This is a genomic window from Streptomyces sp. NPDC101225 (assembly GCF_044767585.1).
GTDB lineage: Bacteria > Actinomycetota > Actinomycetes > Streptomycetales > Streptomycetaceae > Streptomyces.
This window is the reverse complement of record NZ_JBIWOE010000038.1, coordinates 46,424-63,865: the sequence shown is the minus strand read 5'-3', so window position 1 is coordinate 63,865 and position 17,442 is coordinate 46,424. Positions and strand designations below refer to the sequence as shown.

At 73.1% G+C, this 17,442-nt stretch carries 21 protein-coding genes; 7 read left to right on the top strand and 14 right to left on the bottom strand.

The annotated features are described in order from the left end of the window. Window positions 1–5 precede the first annotated feature (5 nt). The 6 genes from tdh to ACIRPX_RS36355 form a co-directional block, all read right to left on the bottom strand. Complete coding sequence (tdh, locus tag ACIRPX_RS36380) at window positions 6–1,034, bottom strand: L-threonine 3-dehydrogenase (RefSeq protein WP_404203347.1); 1,029 nt, start codon at window positions 1,032–1,034, stop codon at window positions 6–8. A 201-nt stretch (window positions 1,035–1,235) separates the two neighbouring features. Continuing rightward, the gene (locus ACIRPX_RS36375; protein WP_404203345.1) at window positions 1,236–2,417 is read right to left on the bottom strand and encodes a Gfo/Idh/MocA family protein; all 1,182 of its coding nucleotides are present in this window, start codon (window positions 2,415–2,417) and stop codon (window positions 1,236–1,238) included. Window positions 2,418–2,465: 48 nt separating this feature from the next. Further along, window positions 2,466–2,837, bottom strand: coding sequence for a YybH family protein (locus ACIRPX_RS36370; protein WP_404203343.1), 372 nt, complete (start codon window positions 2,835–2,837; stop codon window positions 2,466–2,468). 42 nt (window positions 2,838–2,879) lie between these two features. Beyond that, the gene (locus ACIRPX_RS36365; RefSeq protein ID WP_404203341.1) at window positions 2,880–3,593 is read right to left on the bottom strand and encodes an SDR family NAD(P)-dependent oxidoreductase; all 714 of its coding nucleotides are present in this window, start codon (window positions 3,591–3,593) and stop codon (window positions 2,880–2,882) included. 173 nt (window positions 3,594–3,766) lie between these two features. Further along, window positions 3,767–4,753 carry an endonuclease/exonuclease/phosphatase family protein gene (locus ACIRPX_RS36360; RefSeq protein WP_404203386.1) on the bottom strand — a complete coding sequence of 329 codons (987 nt, stop codon included), beginning with the start codon at window positions 4,751–4,753 and terminating at the stop codon, window positions 3,767–3,769. Window positions 4,754–4,836: 83 nt separating this feature from the next. Further along, window positions 4,837–5,076 carry a hypothetical protein gene (locus ACIRPX_RS36355; RefSeq protein ID WP_404203339.1) on the bottom strand — a complete coding sequence of 80 codons (240 nt, stop codon included), beginning with the start codon at window positions 5,074–5,076 and terminating at the stop codon, window positions 4,837–4,839. Window positions 5,077–5,163: 87 nt separating this feature from the next. Between ACIRPX_RS36355 and ACIRPX_RS36350 the strand changes: the two genes are divergently transcribed. Continuing rightward, the gene (locus tag ACIRPX_RS36350; RefSeq protein ID WP_404203337.1) at window positions 5,164–5,859 is read left to right on the top strand and encodes a response regulator transcription factor; all 696 of its coding nucleotides are present in this window, start codon (window positions 5,164–5,166) and stop codon (window positions 5,857–5,859) included. Next, window positions 5,852–6,925 (top strand): sensor histidine kinase, encoded by a 1,074-nt coding sequence (locus ACIRPX_RS36345; protein ID WP_404203335.1) that lies wholly within the window; start codon window positions 5,852–5,854, stop codon window positions 6,923–6,925. Before ACIRPX_RS36350 ends, ACIRPX_RS36345 begins: the two co-directional genes overlap by 8 nt. Here the strand turns inward: ACIRPX_RS36345 and ACIRPX_RS36340 are convergent. Then, window positions 6,914–7,855 carry a LysR family transcriptional regulator gene (locus ACIRPX_RS36340; RefSeq protein WP_404203333.1) on the bottom strand — a complete coding sequence of 314 codons (942 nt, stop codon included), beginning with the start codon at window positions 7,853–7,855 and terminating at the stop codon, window positions 6,914–6,916. The genes ACIRPX_RS36345 and ACIRPX_RS36340 overlap by 12 nt on opposite strands. Window positions 7,856–7,964: 109 nt before the next feature. Here ACIRPX_RS36340 and ACIRPX_RS36335 point away from each other — a divergent pair, with 109 nt between their 5' ends. The 4 genes from ACIRPX_RS36335 (at window position 7,965) to ACIRPX_RS36320 (ending at window position 10,573) form a co-directional block, all read left to right on the top strand. After that, a complete protein-coding gene (locus ACIRPX_RS36335) occupies window positions 7,965–8,267 on the top strand; it encodes a muconolactone Delta-isomerase family protein (protein ID WP_404203331.1) in 303 nt (100 codons plus the stop codon). Between the two features lie 62 nt (window positions 8,268–8,329). Next, complete coding sequence (locus ACIRPX_RS36330) at window positions 8,330–9,529, top strand: YbfB/YjiJ family MFS transporter (protein ID WP_404203383.1); 1,200 nt, start codon at window positions 8,330–8,332, stop codon at window positions 9,527–9,529. Further along, window positions 9,526–10,125 (top strand): GPP34 family phosphoprotein, encoded by a 600-nt coding sequence (locus ACIRPX_RS36325; protein WP_404203329.1) that lies wholly within the window; start codon window positions 9,526–9,528, stop codon window positions 10,123–10,125. The genes ACIRPX_RS36330 and ACIRPX_RS36325 overlap by 4 nt, the downstream gene beginning before the upstream one ends. 106 nt (window positions 10,126–10,231) lie before the next feature. Then, window positions 10,232–10,573 carry an iron chaperone gene (locus ACIRPX_RS36320; RefSeq protein ID WP_404203327.1) on the top strand — a complete coding sequence of 114 codons (342 nt, stop codon included), beginning with the start codon at window positions 10,232–10,234 and terminating at the stop codon, window positions 10,571–10,573. A 20-nt stretch (window positions 10,574–10,593) separates the two neighbouring features. Here ACIRPX_RS36320 and ACIRPX_RS36315 read toward each other — a convergent pair whose 3' ends face one another. Beyond that, on the bottom strand, window positions 10,594–11,754 hold the full coding sequence (locus ACIRPX_RS36315; RefSeq protein WP_404203325.1) for a metallophosphoesterase family protein: 1,161 nt from the start codon (window positions 11,752–11,754) through the stop codon (window positions 10,594–10,596). A 218-nt stretch (window positions 11,755–11,972) separates the two neighbouring features. On the opposite strand from ACIRPX_RS36315, the gene ACIRPX_RS36310 reads away from it, so the two are divergent. Then, window positions 11,973–12,194, top strand: a complete 222-nt coding sequence (locus tag ACIRPX_RS36310) for a hypothetical protein (RefSeq protein ID WP_404203323.1) — start codon at window positions 11,973–11,975, stop codon at window positions 12,192–12,194. Window positions 12,195–12,333: 139 nt separating this feature from the next. On the opposite strand, the gene ACIRPX_RS36305 is transcribed toward ACIRPX_RS36310, so the two are convergent. The 6 genes from ACIRPX_RS36305 to ACIRPX_RS36280 form a co-directional block, all read right to left on the bottom strand. Beyond that, a complete protein-coding gene (locus ACIRPX_RS36305) occupies window positions 12,334–12,933 on the bottom strand; it encodes a TetR/AcrR family transcriptional regulator (RefSeq protein WP_404203321.1) in 600 nt (199 codons plus the stop codon). 87 nt (window positions 12,934–13,020) lie between these two features. Next, window positions 13,021–13,602, bottom strand: coding sequence for a GAF domain-containing protein (locus ACIRPX_RS36300; RefSeq protein WP_404203319.1), 582 nt, complete (start codon window positions 13,600–13,602; stop codon window positions 13,021–13,023). Between the two features lie 60 nt (window positions 13,603–13,662). After that, window positions 13,663–14,262 carry an ATP/GTP-binding protein gene (locus ACIRPX_RS36295; protein ID WP_384255110.1) on the bottom strand — a complete coding sequence of 200 codons (600 nt, stop codon included), beginning with the start codon at window positions 14,260–14,262 and terminating at the stop codon, window positions 13,663–13,665. Beyond that, complete coding sequence (locus tag ACIRPX_RS36290; protein ID WP_384255351.1) at window positions 14,240–14,611, bottom strand: DUF742 domain-containing protein; 372 nt, start codon at window positions 14,609–14,611, stop codon at window positions 14,240–14,242. The genes ACIRPX_RS36295 and ACIRPX_RS36290 overlap by 23 nt, the downstream gene beginning before the upstream one ends. Window positions 14,612–14,613: 2 nt before the next feature. Then, window positions 14,614–15,048: a roadblock/LC7 domain-containing protein gene (locus tag ACIRPX_RS36285; RefSeq protein ID WP_393868984.1), complete on the bottom strand. Its 435-nt coding sequence runs from the start codon at window positions 15,046–15,048 to the stop codon at window positions 14,614–14,616. 62 nt (window positions 15,049–15,110) lie between these two features. Continuing rightward, window positions 15,111–17,387 (bottom strand): ATP-binding protein, encoded by a 2,277-nt coding sequence (locus ACIRPX_RS36280; protein ID WP_404203316.1) that lies wholly within the window; start codon window positions 17,385–17,387, stop codon window positions 15,111–15,113. Window positions 17,388–17,442 lie beyond the last annotated feature (55 nt).

Sequence of the window (17,442 nt, the reverse complement as noted above, 5' to 3'; positions counted from 1 at the left end):
GGGGGTTACGCGGTCCAGTCGAGGATGACCTTGCCGCCGCGGCCGCTCGCCGCGTCGGCGAACGCCGCCTCGAAGTCGCGGTGGCCGTACCGGCCGGTGATCACGGGCGACAGATCGAGGCCGCCTTCCAGCAGCACCGACATCGCGTACCAGGTCTCGAACATCTCACGCCCGTAGATGCCCTTGACGGTGATCATCGAGGTGACGACGCGGGCCCAGTCGACCGCGAACTCCTCGGCGGGCAGGCCGAGCATGGCGATGCGGCCGCCGTGCGTCATGTTGGCGATCATGTCGCGCATGGCCTCGGGCCTGCCGGACATCTCCAGGCCGATGTCGAAGCCTTCGCGCAGCCCCAGCTCCCGCTGCCCGTCCGCGATCTCGGCCCGCGACACGTTCAGGGCGAGACTCACGCCGATCTTGCGGGCCAGCTCCAGGCGCTCCTCGCTGACGTCGGTGACGACGACGTTGCGGGCACCGGCGTGGCGGGCCACCGCGGCGGCCATCAGGCCGATCGGCCCGGCACCGGTGATCAGCACGTCCTCGCCGACCAGCGGGAAGGAGAGCGCGGTGTGCACCGCGTTGCCGAACGGGTCGAAGATCGCCGCCACGTCGAGGTCGACGGGCACCCGGTGCACCCACACGTTCGACGCGGGCAGGGCGACGTACTCCGCGAAGGCCCCGTCCCGGCCGACGCCGAGCCCGATCGTGGACCGGCACAGATGGCGCCGCCCGGCCAGGCAGTTGCGGCACTTGCCGCACACCAGGTGGCCCTCACCGCTGACCCGGTCGCCGACGGCGATGTCCGAGACGTCCCGGCCGGTCTGCACGACCTCACCGACGAACTCGTGCCCGACCACCAGCGGGGTGCTGATCGCCTGCCGGGCCCAGCCGTCCCAGGCCCGGATGTGCAGGTCGGTGCCGCAGATACCGGTACGCAGCACCTTGATCAGTACGTCGCCGTGTCCGACCGCGGGCTCCGGAACGTCCGCGAGCCACAGCCCCGGCTCCGCCTTCTGCTTGACCAGCGCCTTCACGTACGGCTCCTGTGCTCGAGGGGCCGGATGCGGGCATGCCGGAACAGCCCGCATCCGGGGGTGGGGGGTGGAATCACCCAGCAATCTGCCGCACCGCACCGCCCCGGGTCCATCGAGGATTTCTTAAGCCGCGCCCCAGATCCGCTTCACACCCGCCCCGTCGCCCCTGGTCCGTCGCCTTCGGCCCGTCAACCCTGCCCGTCACCCCTGCCCTCGATCGAAGTAGGCCACGAGGTCCGCGTCCGGCGGCGGCACCTCCTCCACGGTGCCTCCCGCGCGCAGCGACACGGTGGCCCCGTACCCGGCCGCCACGGCCATCCGCGCGGCCACCGGCGAGGTGTCGGTGGCCCCGCCCTCCCGAGCGAAGCGCAGGAACTCGTCGATGATCAGCGGGTCCGCGCCGCCGTGCTCGGCGTCGTCCACGGGCTCGGACACCCGGTACTCGGCGTCGGGCTCGGCGCGGTAGCCCGAGCGGCGGGCGTTCCACACCCGCACCGCTCCCCCGGGGATGTCGCCGAAGTTCTCCAGGCGGCCCGCGTCGCCGATGACGGTGTAGTTGCGCCAGTAGTCGGGGGTGAAGTGGCACTGCTGGTAGGCGGCCAGCACCCCGTTGTCCAGGCGCATGTTGACCAGCGACACGTCCTCGACGTCGATCACCGGGTTGAGGGCGCGCTGGGTGTGCGGCGGCCAACGGCCCTCCTCCGTGTACCAGTCGGCGCTCTTGGGCTCGCCGGGGGCGCGGCGGTGCGGGTTGTCGCCGTAGACCATGAGGTCGCCGAAGGCCTGCACCTGACGGGTCCAGCCGCCGGCCAGCCAGTGCACCACGTCGAGGTCGTGGGCGCCCTTCTGCAGCAACAGGCCGGTGGTGTAGCGGCGTTCGGCGTGCCAGTCCTTGAAGTAGAAGTCGCCGCCGTGGCCTACGAAGTGGCGCACCCACACCGTCCTGACGGTACCGATGTCGCCGCGCGCGATGATCTCCCGCATCCGGCGGATCACCGGCATGTGCCGCATGTTGTGGCCGACGTAGAGGCGCGTGCCCGTCTCGCGGGCCGTGCGCAGGATCCGGTCGCAGCGCTCCACGGTGATGTCCAGGGGCTTCTCCACGAAGACGGCCTGGCCCGCGCGCAGGGCCGCGCACGCGAGGTCGGCGTGGGTGTGGTCCGGGGTGAGGATCAGCACGGCGTCGACGTCCGGGGCCTCGATCACCTTGCGGTGGTCGTCGACCGTCCGCACCCCCTCGATCTGCTCGGCGGCCCGTGTGCGGCACGCCGGGTCGTGGTCCGCGACGACGGTGACGCGGGCGCCCTCGCCGGGGCGGTGGGCGACCCGGGCGAGGGAACCGCGCAGTCCGAAGCCGAGGACACCGAGGCGCAGGTCGGTCATGGTGGACCCTTCCTTGGCCGCGCCCCGGGGCCGCTCGCGTGGACCGGGCTAGTCGAGGCGGGAGACCTGGTAGTGGCTGATGAGCCAATCGTCTCCCACCCGGGTGGCCAACACCGAGAGCTTCACGGGCAGGGCGGGCCGGTCCGTGAAGGTGAACTCGACGTCCAGGTAGCCGAGGACGAGGCCGTCGGCGGGCCGCCGGGTCTCCAGGATGCGGTACGCCGCCTTCATCCCCAGGGGCTGGGAGTCGTAGTAGGCGGCGACGCCCGGCCGTCCGACGCTGTAGGGGTGCAGGCCCTGGAAGAGGGCGTCCTCGGTGAACGTCGCGGCGACGTGCTCGGGCCGGTGCGCGTCGACCCCGGCCTTCCAGCGGTCGAGTACGGCACCGAGGATCTTTTCGTCGTCGGCTGTGGTGGTCATGTGTGCTCCTTGTCCGCCTGCTTGACGGGTCGTCAGCGATCGTCAGTGTCCGGCGCTCATACCGCCGTCGACGTGCAGGATCTCGCCGGTGACGAACGGCGCCGTCTCCAGGAAGAGCACCGCGTCCACGATGTCGCTCACTTCGCCCATCCGGCCCACCGGGTGCAGCCCGGCGAGGACGTCGTGGGTCTCCTCGGGGTGCATGGGCGTCTTCACGGTGCCGGGCGACACGGCGTTGACGCGCAGCCCGCGGGTGGCGTACTCGATGGCGAGGGACTTGGTCGCGGACTGCAGCCCGCCCTTGGTCAGCGAGGCCAGTACGGAGGGGACGTTGGCGTCCGCGTTGTCGACCAGGCTGGTGGTGATGCTGACGATGTGCCCGCCGCCCTGGGCCAGCAGGTGCGGCACGGCCCGCTGGGTGATGTGGAAGAAGCCGGCGGTGTTGATGCCGGTCACGGCGGCGTAGTCCTCGGCCGTGTAGTCCGTGAACGGCTTGGCGACGAAGACGCCCGCGTTGTTGACCAGCGTGTCGATACGGCCGAACCGCTCGACGGCGGCCGCGACCACGCGCTCCGCCGTGGCCGGGTCGGCGATGTCGCCCTGGACGGTCAGGACGTCCGCGTCGTCGACCGGGGCGATGGTGCGCGAGGTCGCGACGACCGCGTGACCGAGCTTGCGGTAGCCCTCGACGAGGGCGGCGCCGATGCCCTGCGAGGCGCCGGTGACGATCGCGACCTTCTGGTTCTGCGTGCTCATGGTGACCTTCTCCGGAGGAGGGACCGGTTCACTAGACGACCGGTCGACTATTTGGACCGTAGGCCGTCGGCCCCGCAGCGTCAAAGGCCGGCGGGGGTGCGCACGGGACCGGTTTCCTCCTGCCTGCGAGGATCAGCCTCGCAGTGCAGGCCAGAGGGCGTGAGCGCGAGCGGTCACCCGCTGATCGCGGCGGCCACCGGCAGGTGGTCGCTGCCGTTGTCCGGCAGCACCCACGAACGCTCCGGCCGGACACCGCGAACGAGGACCTGGTCGATCCGCGCCACCGGGAACGCCGCCGGCCAGCTGAAGCCGAACCCCTCCCCGGCCACCTCCTGGGCCGAGCGCAGCCGTGAGGCGAGGGCGGCGAACGCGCGGTCGTCGAGGGTGCCGTTGAGGTCGCCGAGCAGCACCACCCGCTCGTTCCGCTCGGCGGCGACGGCCTGGGCGAGCGCCTGCGCGCCCCGGTCCCGCTGGGCCGTCGAGAAGCCCGCCCGGGGATTCACCCGCACGGAGCCCAGGTGGGCCACGTACACCGCCAGCGGACCCTGCCGCGTGGCCACCGTGGCGCGCAGCGCCCGGGTCGAGGCCGACTTGGCGTCGGCCGGCTGCGTGGCCGCCAGCGGCCCGTAGTCCATCCCGTCGTCGACCGGCCGGATGTGCGACAGCGGCAGCCTGCTCCACAGTCCGACGGTGCCGAGCACCGCGTGGTACGGGTACGCCTTCGCCAGCCCCCGCTCGTACACCGGCCCGGCCCGCTCGCTCAGCTCCACCAGGGCCAGCACGTCCGCCCCGGAGCCGGCCAGGTCGCGTGCGGTGGCGGCCGGGTCGGGGTTGCCGGCGTCGACGTTCTGGCTGACGACGGTGAGATCGCCGCCCTGGTGGGACCTGTCGCCGAGCAGCCCGCCGAAGAGGTTCAGCCACACCACGACCGGCAGCGACAGCGCGACCACCGCCGAGGCGGAGCGGCGCCACAGCGCCGCGGCCAGCAGCACCGGGACGAACAGGCCGAACCAGGGCAGGAAGGTCTCCACCAGGCTGCCGAGGTTCCCGAACCGGTTCGGGATCTCCCTGTGCAGCGCCAGGAGCAGGCCGAGCAGCAGCGCCAGCGCCGCGAGCACCGGGCCGCGCCTCCAGGGCCCGGGACGGGAGCCGGCGGTGATCGCGCGGCGGAGGCGCCCGCGCCGGGTTCCGGCTCCGCGCCCGCCCTCACGCCCGGTGGGGGTGTCCGTGTGGAACGTACTGGTCACTGCTGCATCCTCAGGTCCTGGGCGGGGGCGGCACCCGTACGCGGGCCGCCCCTGTCGATCGTGTGGGCGCGCGGTTCGTCCTCGCCGAGCGCACCACGGCGCCCGCCGCGACGAAGGTTCGAGCGTGCCGGCGCCCCGGAGAACGAGTCCTTCGGCAAGGCGTGTCCGAGGGTGGCGACGAGTGCCGTCGGCGCCCCGAGCGGGCCGGCCGGGTGGTGCGGGCGGGTTCGCGTCATGCCGCCAGTGAAGGCGGCGCGGTGTTGCCGGGGCGTATGCGGATTTCGATATGCCCGCGATATGCGCCGCCTCGTAGCGTGGGGAGCATGCGTGTGCTGATTGTCGAGGACGAGCCCTATCTGGCCGAGGCGATCCGCGCCGGCCTGCGCCTGGAGGCGATCGCGGCCGACATCGCGGGCGACGGCGACAGCGCCCTGGAGCTGCTGAGCGTCAACACCTACGACATCGCCGTCCTCGACCGCGACATCCCGGGGCCGTCCGGCGACGAGATCGCCGAACGCATCGTCGCCTCCGGCAGCGGCATGCCCATCCTCATGCTCACCGCGGCCGACCGCCTCGACGACAAGGCCTCCGGGTTCGAACTCGGCGCCGACGACTACCTCACGAAGCCCTTCGAACTCCAGGAGCTCGCTCTCAGGCTCCGGGCGCTCGACCGCAGGCGCGCCCACATCAGGCCCCCCGTACGGGAGACCGCGGGGCTGCGGCTGGACCCGTTCCGCCGCGAGGTGCACCGCGACGGGCGCTATGTCGCCCTGACCCGGAAGCAGTTCGCGGTGCTCGAGGTCCTCGTCGCCGCCGAGGGCGGTGTGGTCAGCGCCGAGGAGCTCCTGGAACGCGCGTGGGACGCCAACGCCGACCCGTTCACCAACGCCGTACGCATCACCGTCTCGGCCCTGCGCAAGCGCCTCGGCGAACCCTGGATCATCGCCACCGTGCCGGGTGCCGGATACCGCATCGGCACGGCGCCCCGGGCCGGGCGGGAGGGCCGGGACCGTGGATAGGCGGCCCGGGTTGAGCGTCCGCCTCAAACTCACCCTCAGCTACGCCGGATTCCTCGTGCTGGCCGGCCTCCTGCTGCTCGCGGCCGGCTGGGTGTTCCTGAACCATGTGCCGCACGTCGGGCTCATCATGGTGCCCAACTACCGCCTCGCCGTCGTACGCGAATTCGCTCCGTTCGCGGCCGTCGCGCTGGCGTTCCTGCTGGTGTTCGGCCTGGTGGGAGGCTGGCTCCTGGCCGGCCGCATGCTCGCCCCCCTGACCCGCATCACGGAGGCCACCCGCACGGCCACCCACGGATCCCTCTCCCACCGGATCCGGCTGCCGGGCCGTGCGGACGAGTTCCGCGAACTCGCCGACGCCTTCGACGTGATGCTCGCGCGGCTCGAGGCGCACGTCGCCGAGCAGCAGAGGTTCGCGGCCAACGCCTCGCACGAACTGCGCACCCCGCTGGCGATCTCGAAGACGCTCCTCGACCTCGCGCGCACCGACCCGCACCACGACAGCGCCCAGATCATCGGCCGGCTCCACGCCGTCAACACCCGGGCCATCGACCTCACCGAAGCGCTGCTCCTGCTCAGCCGCGCCAACCAGCGGTCCTTCACCCGGGAGCCCGTCGACCTGTCCCTCCTGGCGGAGGAAGCCACCGAGACGCTGCTTCCGCTCGCGGAGAAGCGCGGCATCAGAATCGAGACGTCCGGCGACGTCTCCCCCACCGTCGGATCGCAGGCGCTGCTGCTGCAGCTGACCATGAACCTCGTGCACAACGCGATCGTCCACAACGTGCCCGAACAGGGCACCGTGTGGGTCGACACCGGCGTCCGCGCCAGGAGTGTGGTGCTCACCGTCGAGAACACCGGCGAGAAGCTCGCCCCGCAGGTGGCCGCGACCCTCACCGAACCGTTCCAGCGCGGCACCGAGCGCGTCCACACCGATCATGTGGGCGTCGGCCTCGGCCTGGCCATCGTCCGGACCATCACCGAGGCACACGACGGAACCCTCACGCTCACCCCGCGCTCCGCCGGCGGGCTCCGCATCACCGTGGAACTACCGGCACCGTCAGCGGCCTGAACGGCCGTGCGGGTCGTCCGCCGGCAGCCACGCGTCCGCGGCGTGGACACCGAGATCGCCGACGTCCTCGCACAGGGCGTCGACGACGCCCAGGACCGCGTCGCGCCGCTCGCCCTCGCGCCACACCAGGGACCAGGTCCAGTAGACCTTGGGCCCGACGATCTCGCGGCGCACCAGGTCCGAGGGCAGCAGACTCGTCTGTCCCTTGGGGGAGTTGACGACGGGGCGGGTGCAGCGGCGCACGTGGTCGAAGAAGGCGGGGCCGGTGATCGCGCCGTCGGAGATACGGACCGTACGGGCCCCGGTGGTCTGCGCCAGCTCCTCGCCGTAGACGTTCCACGACGCCCAGGAGGTGACGTCGCCGTCGATGAGGACGTCGGTGTCCCGGGCCGCCACATCCGGCACCTCGCCGCTGTCGCCGCCCTTGGCGACGGCGTACAGGCGGTCCGCGCCGATCAGCCGGGCGCGCAGCCCGAGGCGGGCGAGGTCCTCGCCGCGCACCCAGCACACCGCCAGGTCCAGGCTGCCGTCGGCGACCCGGGCGGCCTGGGTGTGCGAGGGGGCGACCCAGGCGTCGAGGTGCACCTGGGCCACCGCGGCCGTACGCGAACTCAGGTCGGGCGGAAGCCAGTTGACGTAGCCGAGACGTACCGCCCGGGAGCCCGAGAGCCGGCCGGCCTGCCGCTTCAGGTCGTCGGCGCCCTCCAGCAGGGCACGGGTCTGCGGCAGCAGGGCCGCGCCGGCCGCGGTGAGCGACACCGAGCGGCGGTCCCGGTCGAACAGCCGCACTCCCAGGTCCCGTTCGAGGGCCTTGATCTGCTGGGAGAGCGAGGGGCCCGCGATGAGGAGCCGTTCCGCGGCCCGGCCGAAGTTCAGCTCCTCGGCGACCGCGACGAAATACCGCAGCTGACGCAGTTCCACGGGCGCCATGCTACGCGCGCTGAGAGGCTGCGCCTCCCAGCGGCGAGCCAACCGGTCGTGGCATCGGTGCAGGTGACGGGCGCACGATGAGGACACCTCACCGAAGATCGGAGGAGCCGTGCGAGAGTTCCTGGTCGAGATCACCACCACCGTCCCCGAGGGCACCGGCCGGGACGAGGTCGACCGGCGGCGCGCCGCCGAGGCCGTCCGGGCCCGGGAGCTGGCCGCGACGGGACACCTGGCCCGGCTGTGGCGCCCCGTGGGCGAACCGCGCAGCATCGGCGTCTGGCGGGCCGCCGACGAGGAGGAGCTCCACACGAAGGTGCTCGGCACCCTGCCGCTGCGGCCGTGGATGACCCTGACCGTCACCCCGCTGGAGTCCCACCCCAACGACCCGGCCCGGGTCGACGGCGCCCGATGAGCACCACCTCCCCCTCCCCCTGGCGCCATGTCGCCCAGGCCGCGGCGGCCCTCGCGGCGGGCATGGGCGTCGGACGCTTCGTCTACACCCCGATCCTGCCCCTCATGCACACCCAGGCGGGCCTGTCCGCCGGCGCCGGCGCGAACCTGGCCACCGCCAACTACGCCGGCTATCTCGTGGGCGCCCTGGCGGGCATCCTGTGCCCCGCCCTGATCCGCTCCCGCACCGTCCTGCGCGGCTCCCTGCTGGGGCTGACCGCCACGCTCGCCGCGATGCCGCTCACCCGCGACGCGGTGCTGTGGGGCGCGCTGCGGCTGCTGGCCGGGGTGGCGAGCGCGCTCGTCTTCGTCGTCGCGGCCGGCTCGCTCCTGCACCATCTGCGCGAACACCCGCCGCATCTGCCCGGCTGGGCGTTCGGCGGCGTGGGCGCCGGGATCGCCCTGTCCGGGCTGCTGGTCCTGGCGCTGCGCTCCACCGCCGACTGGCGGGCCGCCTGGTGGTCGGCGGCCGCCCTCGCGGCGGTACTCACCTGCGGATCGTGGACTCTGCGGCCGGAGGACGCACCCGCCGTCCGGCCGTCCCGGAGCGACCCCGCACCCCGCACGCACCGCTGGTTCGGCGCGCTGCTGGTGAGCTACACGCTGGAGGGCGTCGGCTACATCGTCGCCGGGACCTTCCTGGTCGCGGCCATCGGGCAGAGCTCCCCCGGCTGGGTGAGCAGCGGCGCCTGGGTGCTGGTGGGCCTGGCCGCCGTGCCGTCCTCGGCGCTGTGGGCCCGGCTCGGGCGCCGGTTCTCCCGGCCCGGCCTGCTGCTCACCGCCCTGCTGATCCAGGCGGCCGGCATCGCGCTGCCCGCCCTGGCCGGGACGACGGCCGCCGCGCTGGTCTCGGCGGCCCTGTTCGGTGCCACCTTCCTCGGCGTCAGCACGCTCGCCCTGGCCACCGGCGCCCAGCTGCGCCTTCCCCGCTCGGTGGCGCTGCTGACCGCCGGCTACTCGGTCGGCCAGATCCTGGGCCCGCCGGCGGTGGCCCCGCTGCTGCACCACGGCTACCACCAGGCGCTGCTGCTGGCGGCCCTCGTGGTCCTCGCCGCGGCCGCGGCCGCCGCCGTGCTGCGGATCGGTTTCCCGCACCACATGGTCGTAGTACGACACACAGACCCGCGACGGCAGCGAGAATCGACCCGGGACGCCCGGCCCACCGAGGGCCGCGGCCCCGACGCCCGCCCCGCACCCGGCCGACCGACGTGGAGCCGCTCATGAACACCGCACGGGACCTTGCGATCGCCGCCCTGGCCGCGGCACCCGACCGCCCGGTGGAACAGGGCGATCTCTCCCTCGCGCTCGCCGGGGCCGAGATCTTCGACCTCGTGGAGGCCAAGGCCCTCGTCCTGGACGGCGACCGCATCCTGCCCAGCGCCCAGGCGCCCACGGGCGACCGCCTGCTGGACGAGGCCACCGCCGCCCTCGTACGGCAGGACCCGTACGAGTCGGTCGAGGACTGGCTGTGGCGCCGGGGCCGCGGGCTGGCCGCGGCCTACGTCGACGACCTGGAGCGGGTGGGCCTGACGACGCGCTCGCGCGGCCGCCGGCTGCCGGTGAAGTCCTGGCGCACGGAGCTGGTCGACTCGGCGGCGCGCCGCCAGGCCACCGGACGCCTGACGGAGGGCGAACCCGTCCTCACGGCCCTGGCGGCCGCCGCCGGCCTCCGCGAGGACGCCGCCGAGCAGGACTTCGGCGACGACACCGTCACCACCGTGCTGGCCGCCGTGGGCGACTCGGTGATGGAACTGGAGGCGGTACGGCAGCGCCGGCAGATCGAGGACGCGGCGTTCGACAACGTGTGGCGCGGCTACTAGGGCGTGTTGCGAACGTCCCGCCTGCCCGGCGGGCGGACGACGCCACTTTCGCAACACGCCCTTGGGCGGACACGACCCCAGGGGACGCCCGGCCGGAAGGAGTCGTATGGACGCCGCGGTGCAGCGTTACGTCGACGGGATCGCGCCCGAGCACCGGCCGCTGTTCGACCGGGTGCACGGGCTGATTCTGCGGACGTACCCGGAAGCGGGCGTCGTGCTGTCGTACGGCATGCCGACCTACCGGGTCGGCGGCCGGAAGCTGCACGTGGGGGTGTGGCAGCACGGGGTCTCGTTCTACGGGTGGGACAAGGACCGGGCCGCGGGCTTCCTCGCCCGCCACCCGGACCTCGTCAGCGGTAAGGGGACGATCCGGCTGCGCTCGCGGCAGGCGGCGGACCTCTCCGACGAGGAGCTGGGCGATCTCCTGCACGCTTCGCTGGACGCCTGACAAACGCCCGGCCCAGGGCGTCACTTGCAGGTGCCGCTGCCCGTGTCGCGGTAGTCCAGCGCCGAGTTGCCGAATCCGGGTCCGGGCAGGACGGGCTTGTAGTCCCAGCTGTAACCGTGGGCCCTCAGCGTGAACTTCATGACGCCGAAGGCGCCGGCCTGGGCGGTGACCACGTTCGGGTTGGCGTAGTTGCCGGGCGTTCCGGCGAGGGTGTCGAGGGCCTCGCCGCCGGAGCCGACGATGAACTCCGGGATGCCGTGGGCCGGGTCGTACTCGCCCGCCGGGTTCATCGCGCGCAGCCGGGCGTAGGCGTGCTGGTGGCCGTTGAGGACGAGCGTGGCGTGATGCCGGTACAGGAGCTTCCACCACGCGTCGGCCGCCGCGCCCTCGATGCCGTCGGCGCCCGGCGCGGACGCGGGCACCGTGGCGGTCGAGGCCGTCGTGGCGCTGAAGGTCGGCTGGTGCCAGTAGGCGATCGTGCACTGACGCCGGTTGGCGGCCAGGTCCTGCGCGAGCCACCGGGTCTCCCGGCCGAGGAGGCCGTCGTCGGTGGTGGAGCAGTCGTGGCCGAACGCGTCGGAGTCGCACTCGGCGTTGAGCGAGATGACGTGCCAGTTGCCGAGGTCGTAGGAGTACCAGCCCTGGGTGGCGGCGGTGTCGTCGCCGGCCTGCCCCTGGGTGTGCGGCGTGCCGGCCTGGTCGTGGCCGTTGAAGTAGCCGAAGTAGCCGGCGCCGTTCTGCCCGGCCTCGTTGTCGCCCTTCTTGGTGTACGGGTAGTACTCGTGGTTGCCCGGCGCCGGGCGCTCCAGCATCTTCAGGCCGCCCCAGGCCTGCTCGAAGGACTTCTCGAAGTCGGTCAACTTGCCGACCTGGTACTGCTCGTCCCCCAGCAGCGCCACCGCGTCGGGGTGCATGTCCGTGGCCTGCTTCGCCGTGGCGAACTCGGCGCTCATGCCGCCCAGCGTGGGGCTGCCGCACTTGAGCGACGCCGGGGTGGCGGCGTTCTCGTCGTCGTCCGGTTCACAGGCGACGTCACCGACGGCCGCCAGGGTGTAGGAGGCCGCGCTGTGATGGGCGTACGGCCAGTCGTTGCCGCTCTGGTTCGCGGCGACGGCGGTGCCGGCGGCCGCGAGGACGGCCAGGCCGACGGCTGCGGAGGAGAACTTGGTGGCGCGTCTCATGTGCGATGTCCTTTTTACGGGGGAACGGCCACCGCACGTTAAGCAATCGGAGGACCAGTTGACACAAACGCACTCCGACGGCTGTGTGAACTCCATGCGCCGATAAGGGAGTTCGTGCGGGCGTCACACGAATGGACCCGCCCGAAATGAAACCTCCCGCAAGGGCGGGCAGATTGGTCCGCATGAAGCACACACACCCGAACCGACGGGAGATACCCATGCCTCGTGCACTCGCGATCAGCGCCACCCTCGGCCTCGCTCTCGCAACCGGACTGGCCACGGCCGGATACGCGGTGGCCGCGCCCTCCGCCCCGCACACCGCCACGACGGCGACGGTCCGGTCCGGCTCCGTCACCGCCGCCGACCACGACGGCTGGGGCGGCTGGGGCGGCTGGGACGACGACGGCGACTGCAACGGCACGGGCAACATCTGTGCGTGAGACCCGTCCCGCATGAGCCGGGGGCAGGCAGAGGAGGAGGGCCGGTGGCCCGCGCGGTTCCTCCTCCGCCTCCCTGACCTCTCCCGGGCGGCCGCACTCCCAGCCGTACCCTCGGGCGGCCGCACTCCCAGCCGCACTCTCAGGCGGCCGTCGCCCCCAGCAGCGCCCGGCAGTTGGGCCACAGCGGGCTCAGCCGGCCGGTGTCGTTGTAGAGCTTGGCGAACAGGACCTGGCCCTCCAGCTGGGCGACCACCGCACGCGCCGCCTCCCCCGCGTCCGTCACGGTGACGTCACCGCGCTCGCGTGCCTCGGCCACGACCGACTCGACCATGCCGACCTGCGCCTCGAAGATCTCCTGCAGGCGCTCGCGCACGGACTCGGTCTGGTTGCTCAGCTCCAGCGTGAGATTGCCGAACAGACAGCCCGCGACCGAGCCGCAGCCCTCCTGCGCGGCGTACTGCGCGGCCTCGGTCTCCTCGAACAACCGCCTCAGCCGCTCCAGGGGCGCGGCGTCGCCGCCGAGTGCGCGTGCCCAGTCGCGCTGCTGGGCGGCCCAGTGCTCGTCCACGACGGCGATCGCGAGGGCCTCCTTGGACGCGAAGAAGTGGTAGAAGCTGCCCTTGGGCACACCGGCCGCCGTGCAGATCTCGGCCACGCCCAGCGCGGAGTAGCCACGCGCCTCGATCAGCGAACGGGCGGCGGCGAGGATCTTCTGCTTGGCGTCACTGGTGCGTCCCACGGCTCCAGGATACGCAATTATTAGACCGGTCGGCTAGCGGCGCCGCGGCCGACCGTGACCGGGACCGAAGTGCAGGCGCCGGGCGCCTCACAGCACCGGCAGCCCGTCCGCCTCCCGCCGCTCCAGCCGGGCCACCAGCTCCGCCGCCGACGCCTTGATCGTCTCCAGGCCGGGCCGCCCCCACGGCCGCGGCTCCACGTCGACCACGCACACGGTGCCCAGCACCATCCCGGTGCTGTCGACGAGCGGTGCCCCCAGATACGAGCGGATGCCGAACCCGTCGACCACCGGATTGCCCGCGAACCGCGGATAGTCGCAGACGTCCTCCAGGACCAGCGCCTTGCGCCGCACCACCACATGCGGGCAGAAGCCGTGGTCGCGGGCCAGCTCCCGGCCCAGTACGGGTGTGCTCCCGTCCGGCCGCACCACCGGGAACGGCACGTCCGACAGATGCAGGCCCGCGAAGAACTGCCGGTGCTCGTCGATGAAGTTGACCATGGCGTACGGCGCCCCGGTCAGCTCGGCGAGACGGTCCGCGTAGCCGTCGAGGGCCGGGTCGGCGCACTCCCCCAGGCCCAGTCTGCCCAGGCGCAGGGCACGCGCGGGGGCCTCCTTGTCCTCGGGGGTCAGCAGCAGGCGACCTGCCGGGCGCGACGGGTCGTACCTCATGGGCGGGCTCCGTCACTGTGGACGTGGGTCATATACGGGCTCCGTGGCGGTGTGCGGGGATCACATGTGGGCGCCATGGCTCGGCGCATGCGCCGGGGCATAGGCGATGAGGTGCCGTACGAGGGTCAGCAGGGTCTGCACCCCGGAACTGGAGATGCGGGCGTCGCAGCGCACGATCGGGATCTCCGGGGGCAGGTCGATGGCGGCACGGACCTCCTCGGGGTCGTAGCGGTAGGAGCCGTCGAACTCGTTGATCGCGACGATGAAGCCGAGGCCGCGCTGCTCGAAGAAGTCGACGGCCGCGAAGCACTCCTCCAGGCGGCGGGTGTCGGCGAGGATGACCGCGCCGAGCGCCCCCTCGGAGAGCTCGTCCCACATGAACCAGAACCGCTCCTGGCCGGGCGTGCCGAACAGATACAGCACATGCTCCGGATCGAGGGTGATGCGGCCGAAGTCCATGGCCACCGTCGTCTCGACCTTGTTCTCGATCCCGTCGAGACTGTCGGTCGCGGCGCTGACCGTGGTGAGCAGCTCCTCCGTGCTGAGCGGCGCGATCTCGCTGACCGCCCCCACGAAGGTCGTCTTGCCGACTCCGAACCCTCCCGCCACCAGGATCTTCAGCGCGGTCGGGAAGGGGTCAGAGCTGTCGTCGTAGTCCATCGAGCACTGCCTCCAGAAGGGCCCGGTCAGTCGGGTTGTGGTGGAACTCGGGGGGCTTGGTGGTGAGCGCCCCGCAGTCGACGAGGTCCGACAGCAGCACCTTGGTGACCACCGCCGGCAGCTTGAGATGGGCGGCCACCTCGGCGACCGAGACGGGCGCGCGGCACAGGTCGAGCGCCAGCGCGTGCTCGGGGCCCAGATAGCCGAGCGGGGTGGCGCCGGTGGCCATCACGTGCGACAGGAGATCGAGCGCGATGCTCGGCCGGGTACGGCCGTTGCTGACCGTGAACGGCCGCACGAGCCGGCCGGCCGCGTCGTCGAGCCAGGGCCCGTCGCCGACCGCCGCCACGCTCAAGGCCTCATCGCCGACGGTTCGACGGCGTGCTGCCGGGGCGCGGTGACCAGATAGGGGCGGACGCTCTTGACCAGCATCGCCATCTCGTAGCCGAGCACCGCCGCGTCCGCCTCGCGGCCCGCCAGCACGGCCAGGCAGGTCCCGGAGCCGGCGGTGGTCACGAACAGCAGGGTCGAGTCGAGTTCGACGACGACCTGGCGTACGTCGCCGCCGTCGCCGAAGCGGACCCCGGCGCTGCGGCCCAGGGAGTAGAGGCCGGAGGCCAGCGCCGCCATGTGGTCGGCACTGTCCGGGTCGAGGCCGTGGACCGACTTCACGAGCCCGTCGCAGGACAGCAGCACCGCACTGGTGGTGTGGGGCACGCGCTGCACGAGGCCGCTCATCAGCCAGTCGAGATCGGATACATGGCCGGTCGGCACATCGCTCGCCATGATGGATCGACTCCTTGGGGTACGAAGGTCTGCGGGAGCGGTGGGGGTGAAGGCTGAGGTGGTCATCCGGCCGGCGCGCTCCCGTCGTGCCGGGTGGGGTGGTCGGTGACGCGCGCGGAAGCGGGGCGCGCCTCCGCTATGTGGGACGGATCCATGGGGTTCACGTCCAGGGGGTGCGGCGTGTGCAGTGAGGTGGCGCCCGCGCGGTGCGCGTCGAGGGCCGGGTGCGAGAGCCTGGCGGAGGACTCCGTGCGGGCCGGGTCCCTCAGGGGGTGCGGCCCGGCGTGCGCCGTCGGCTCCCCCGGCTCGGGGTCCCGGTGGCCCGCGGGCGCCGTGTGGTCCGGCACGATGTGGAGGCCTCCCGTGTGCTCGGACTCCAGGTTCTGCTGGGCCTCCGCCAGACCGATGCCGCGCTGGAAGGCCGCCATCAGACCCGGGTCGTGGCCCGCGGGGTGGTCGGTGTCCTGCCGGGGCGCCGGACCCTCCCGCAGCTGCGGCACGATGTGCTCCTGGGCGCGACGGCGCGGCAGTCGAGGCTTGCCCATGGTGCCGCGCACGGTCCCGACGCGGGGCTCGGGCGCCTCTGCGGTGTTCTCCGCGACGCGCCGCCGCTCGTCGGGGCGGATGCCGGGCAGGGCCTCGGCCGGGTTGGCGCGGTCCTCGCGGGTACCGCGCACGGGCAGCGGTCCACCCGCGCCCGGTGAACTGCCGTTGACGGGAGTGCCGTTGAGGTGATGGCCGTGGGGCGTGGCGGCCGCGGGCCGCGGGCCTTCGGCCGCCGCCCGCGGACCTTCCCGCTGCCGCGCGCGCCGCGAGGGACGCGGCTCGGGTCCGACGTGCGGTCCGGCCGGCTCGGACACGGGGGCGGAGCCGGAGGGGGCCAACGGGTGCGGCGACGGCTGCGGTTGCCCGTGCACCGGCGGTTGCGCGTGCGCGTGCGGTGGCGAGGGGGCCTGCGCTCGGGATTGCGCCTGCGGAGAGGGCGCCGGCGGCGGCGCGGCGGTCGGGGGCGCGGACAGCCCCGGCACGGCGGACGAGGGCGCGGACAGCCCCGGCGCGCCCGTGGTCCCGACCGCGCCCACCGCCCCCATGCCGCCGTGCGTCTGCGGCACCGCGTCCGCGGGCCCGCCCGGTCCCGATCCCAACAGCGCCTGCGGCACGACGAGAACGGCCTGCACACCGCCGTAGATATTGGTCTGCAGACGGACGTTGATGCCGTGCCGCCGGGCGAGCTGCGAGACGACGAACAGTCCGATGCGGCCGTCCGCGAGCAGGCTCGCGACGTTGACCTGGTCGGGGTCGGCGAGCAGGGTGTTCATCTTCTTCTGCTCCTCGACCGGCATGCCCAGGCCCCGGTCCTCGACCTCGACGGCGAGGCCGGAGGTGACGAGGTTGGCGCGCAGCAGGACCTGGGTGTGCGGGGCGGAGAACACCGAGGCGTTCTCGACGAGTTCGGCCAGCAGGTGGATGACGTCGGCGACGGCGTGGCCGCGCAGGGTGCCGTCGATCGGTGGCACCAGCTTGACCCGGGAGTACTGCTCGACCTCGGCGATGGCCGAACGCAGCACCTCCGTCATGGTGACGGGGTGGCTCCACTGCCGGCGCGAGACGGCGCCGCCGAGGACGGCGAGGTTCTCGGCGTGCCTGCGGATGCGCGTGGCGAGGTGGTCGACGTGGAAGAGCCCCTTGAGCAGATCGGGGTCCTCGATCTCGTTCTCCAGCTCGTCGAGGATGGAGATCTCCCGGTGCACCAGTGACTGCAGCCGCCGGGCGAGGTTGACGAAGACCTCCAGCTTCTGCTCGCTGCCCGCCTGGCTGGAGAGCTGCGCGGCCTTCATGACGGCGGTGACGGCGCCGTCGCGGGCACGGGTCAGGTCGGCCGCGAGCAGCTCGAAGTCGTCGGCACCGTCGGGCGGACCGCTGCGCTGCTTGCGCTGGGGCGGCGCCTCACCGCGCCGCAGCGCCTCGACGAGGGCACGCAGGTCGGCCTCCCCGCGGGCGCTGCCGCGGCGCAGGGCCCCGACGCGGTCGCTGACCGCCCGCGCGGCGCGGTCGGCGGCCACGACGGCGATCAGGATGCCCGCGAGCGTGACGGCGGCGGCGCCCGCCATCACGCCCCACAGGGTCGGACCCGGCCGCGCTCCGGTGGAGCGGACGGTGAACAGCACGGCCGCGGCGGCGCTCAGGGCCACCGCGATGGGCGGCAGCACCGCGAGCCGCATCAGCTGGGGCCGTATGTGGGTCTCGGGCAGCGAGGGCACGGGACGGGCGACCGGCCGTCCGTGCCGCCCGCCCTCGCGGCGGTCTGCGCGTGCGGCCGGGGCGCGGAGGTGAGACATCGGTGTCCTCGTCGTACTGGTCCGTCGGTGCCGAAGCGCGGGCTGCGCTTTTCGG

Bases quoted from the DNA above. Each gene is read 5' to 3' on its own strand.
- ACIRPX_RS36375 (WP_404203345.1), bottom strand. From the start codon at position 2,417: ATGACCGACCTGCGCCTCGGTGTCCTCGGCTTCGGACTGCGCGGTTCC.
- ACIRPX_RS36370 (WP_404203343.1), bottom strand. From the start codon at position 2,837: ATGACCACCACAGCCGACGACGAAAAGATCCTCGGTGCCGTACTCGAC.
- ACIRPX_RS36365 (WP_404203341.1), bottom strand. From the start codon at position 3,593: ATGAGCACGCAGAACCAGAAGGTCGCGATCGTCACCGGCGCCTCGCAG.
- ACIRPX_RS36355 (WP_404203339.1), bottom strand. From the start codon at position 5,076: ATGACGCGAACCCGCCCGCACCACCCGGCCGGCCCGCTCGGGGCGCCG.
- ACIRPX_RS36350 (WP_404203337.1), top strand. From the start codon at position 5,164: ATGCGTGTGCTGATTGTCGAGGACGAGCCCTATCTGGCCGAGGCGATC.
- ACIRPX_RS36340 (WP_404203333.1), bottom strand. From the start codon at position 7,855: ATGGCGCCCGTGGAACTGCGTCAGCTGCGGTATTTCGTCGCGGTCGCC.
- ACIRPX_RS36330 (WP_404203383.1), top strand. From the start codon at position 8,330: ATGGGCGTCGGACGCTTCGTCTACACCCCGATCCTGCCCCTCATGCAC.
- ACIRPX_RS36325 (WP_404203329.1), top strand. From the start codon at position 9,526: ATGAACACCGCACGGGACCTTGCGATCGCCGCCCTGGCCGCGGCACCC.
- ACIRPX_RS36320 (WP_404203327.1), top strand. From the start codon at position 10,232: ATGGACGCCGCGGTGCAGCGTTACGTCGACGGGATCGCGCCCGAGCAC.
- ACIRPX_RS36315 (WP_404203325.1), bottom strand. From the start codon at position 11,754: ATGAGACGCGCCACCAAGTTCTCCTCCGCAGCCGTCGGCCTGGCCGTC.
- ACIRPX_RS36310 (WP_404203323.1), top strand. From the start codon at position 11,973: ATGCCTCGTGCACTCGCGATCAGCGCCACCCTCGGCCTCGCTCTCGCA.
- ACIRPX_RS36300 (WP_404203319.1), bottom strand. From the start codon at position 13,602: ATGAGGTACGACCCGTCGCGCCCGGCAGGTCGCCTGCTGCTGACCCCC.
- ACIRPX_RS36295 (WP_384255110.1), bottom strand. From the start codon at position 14,262: ATGGACTACGACGACAGCTCTGACCCCTTCCCGACCGCGCTGAAGATC.
- ACIRPX_RS36285 (WP_393868984.1), bottom strand. From the start codon at position 15,048: ATGGCGAGCGATGTGCCGACCGGCCATGTATCCGATCTCGACTGGCTG.
- ACIRPX_RS36280 (WP_404203316.1), bottom strand. From the start codon at position 17,387: ATGTCTCACCTCCGCGCCCCGGCCGCACGCGCAGACCGCCGCGAGGGC.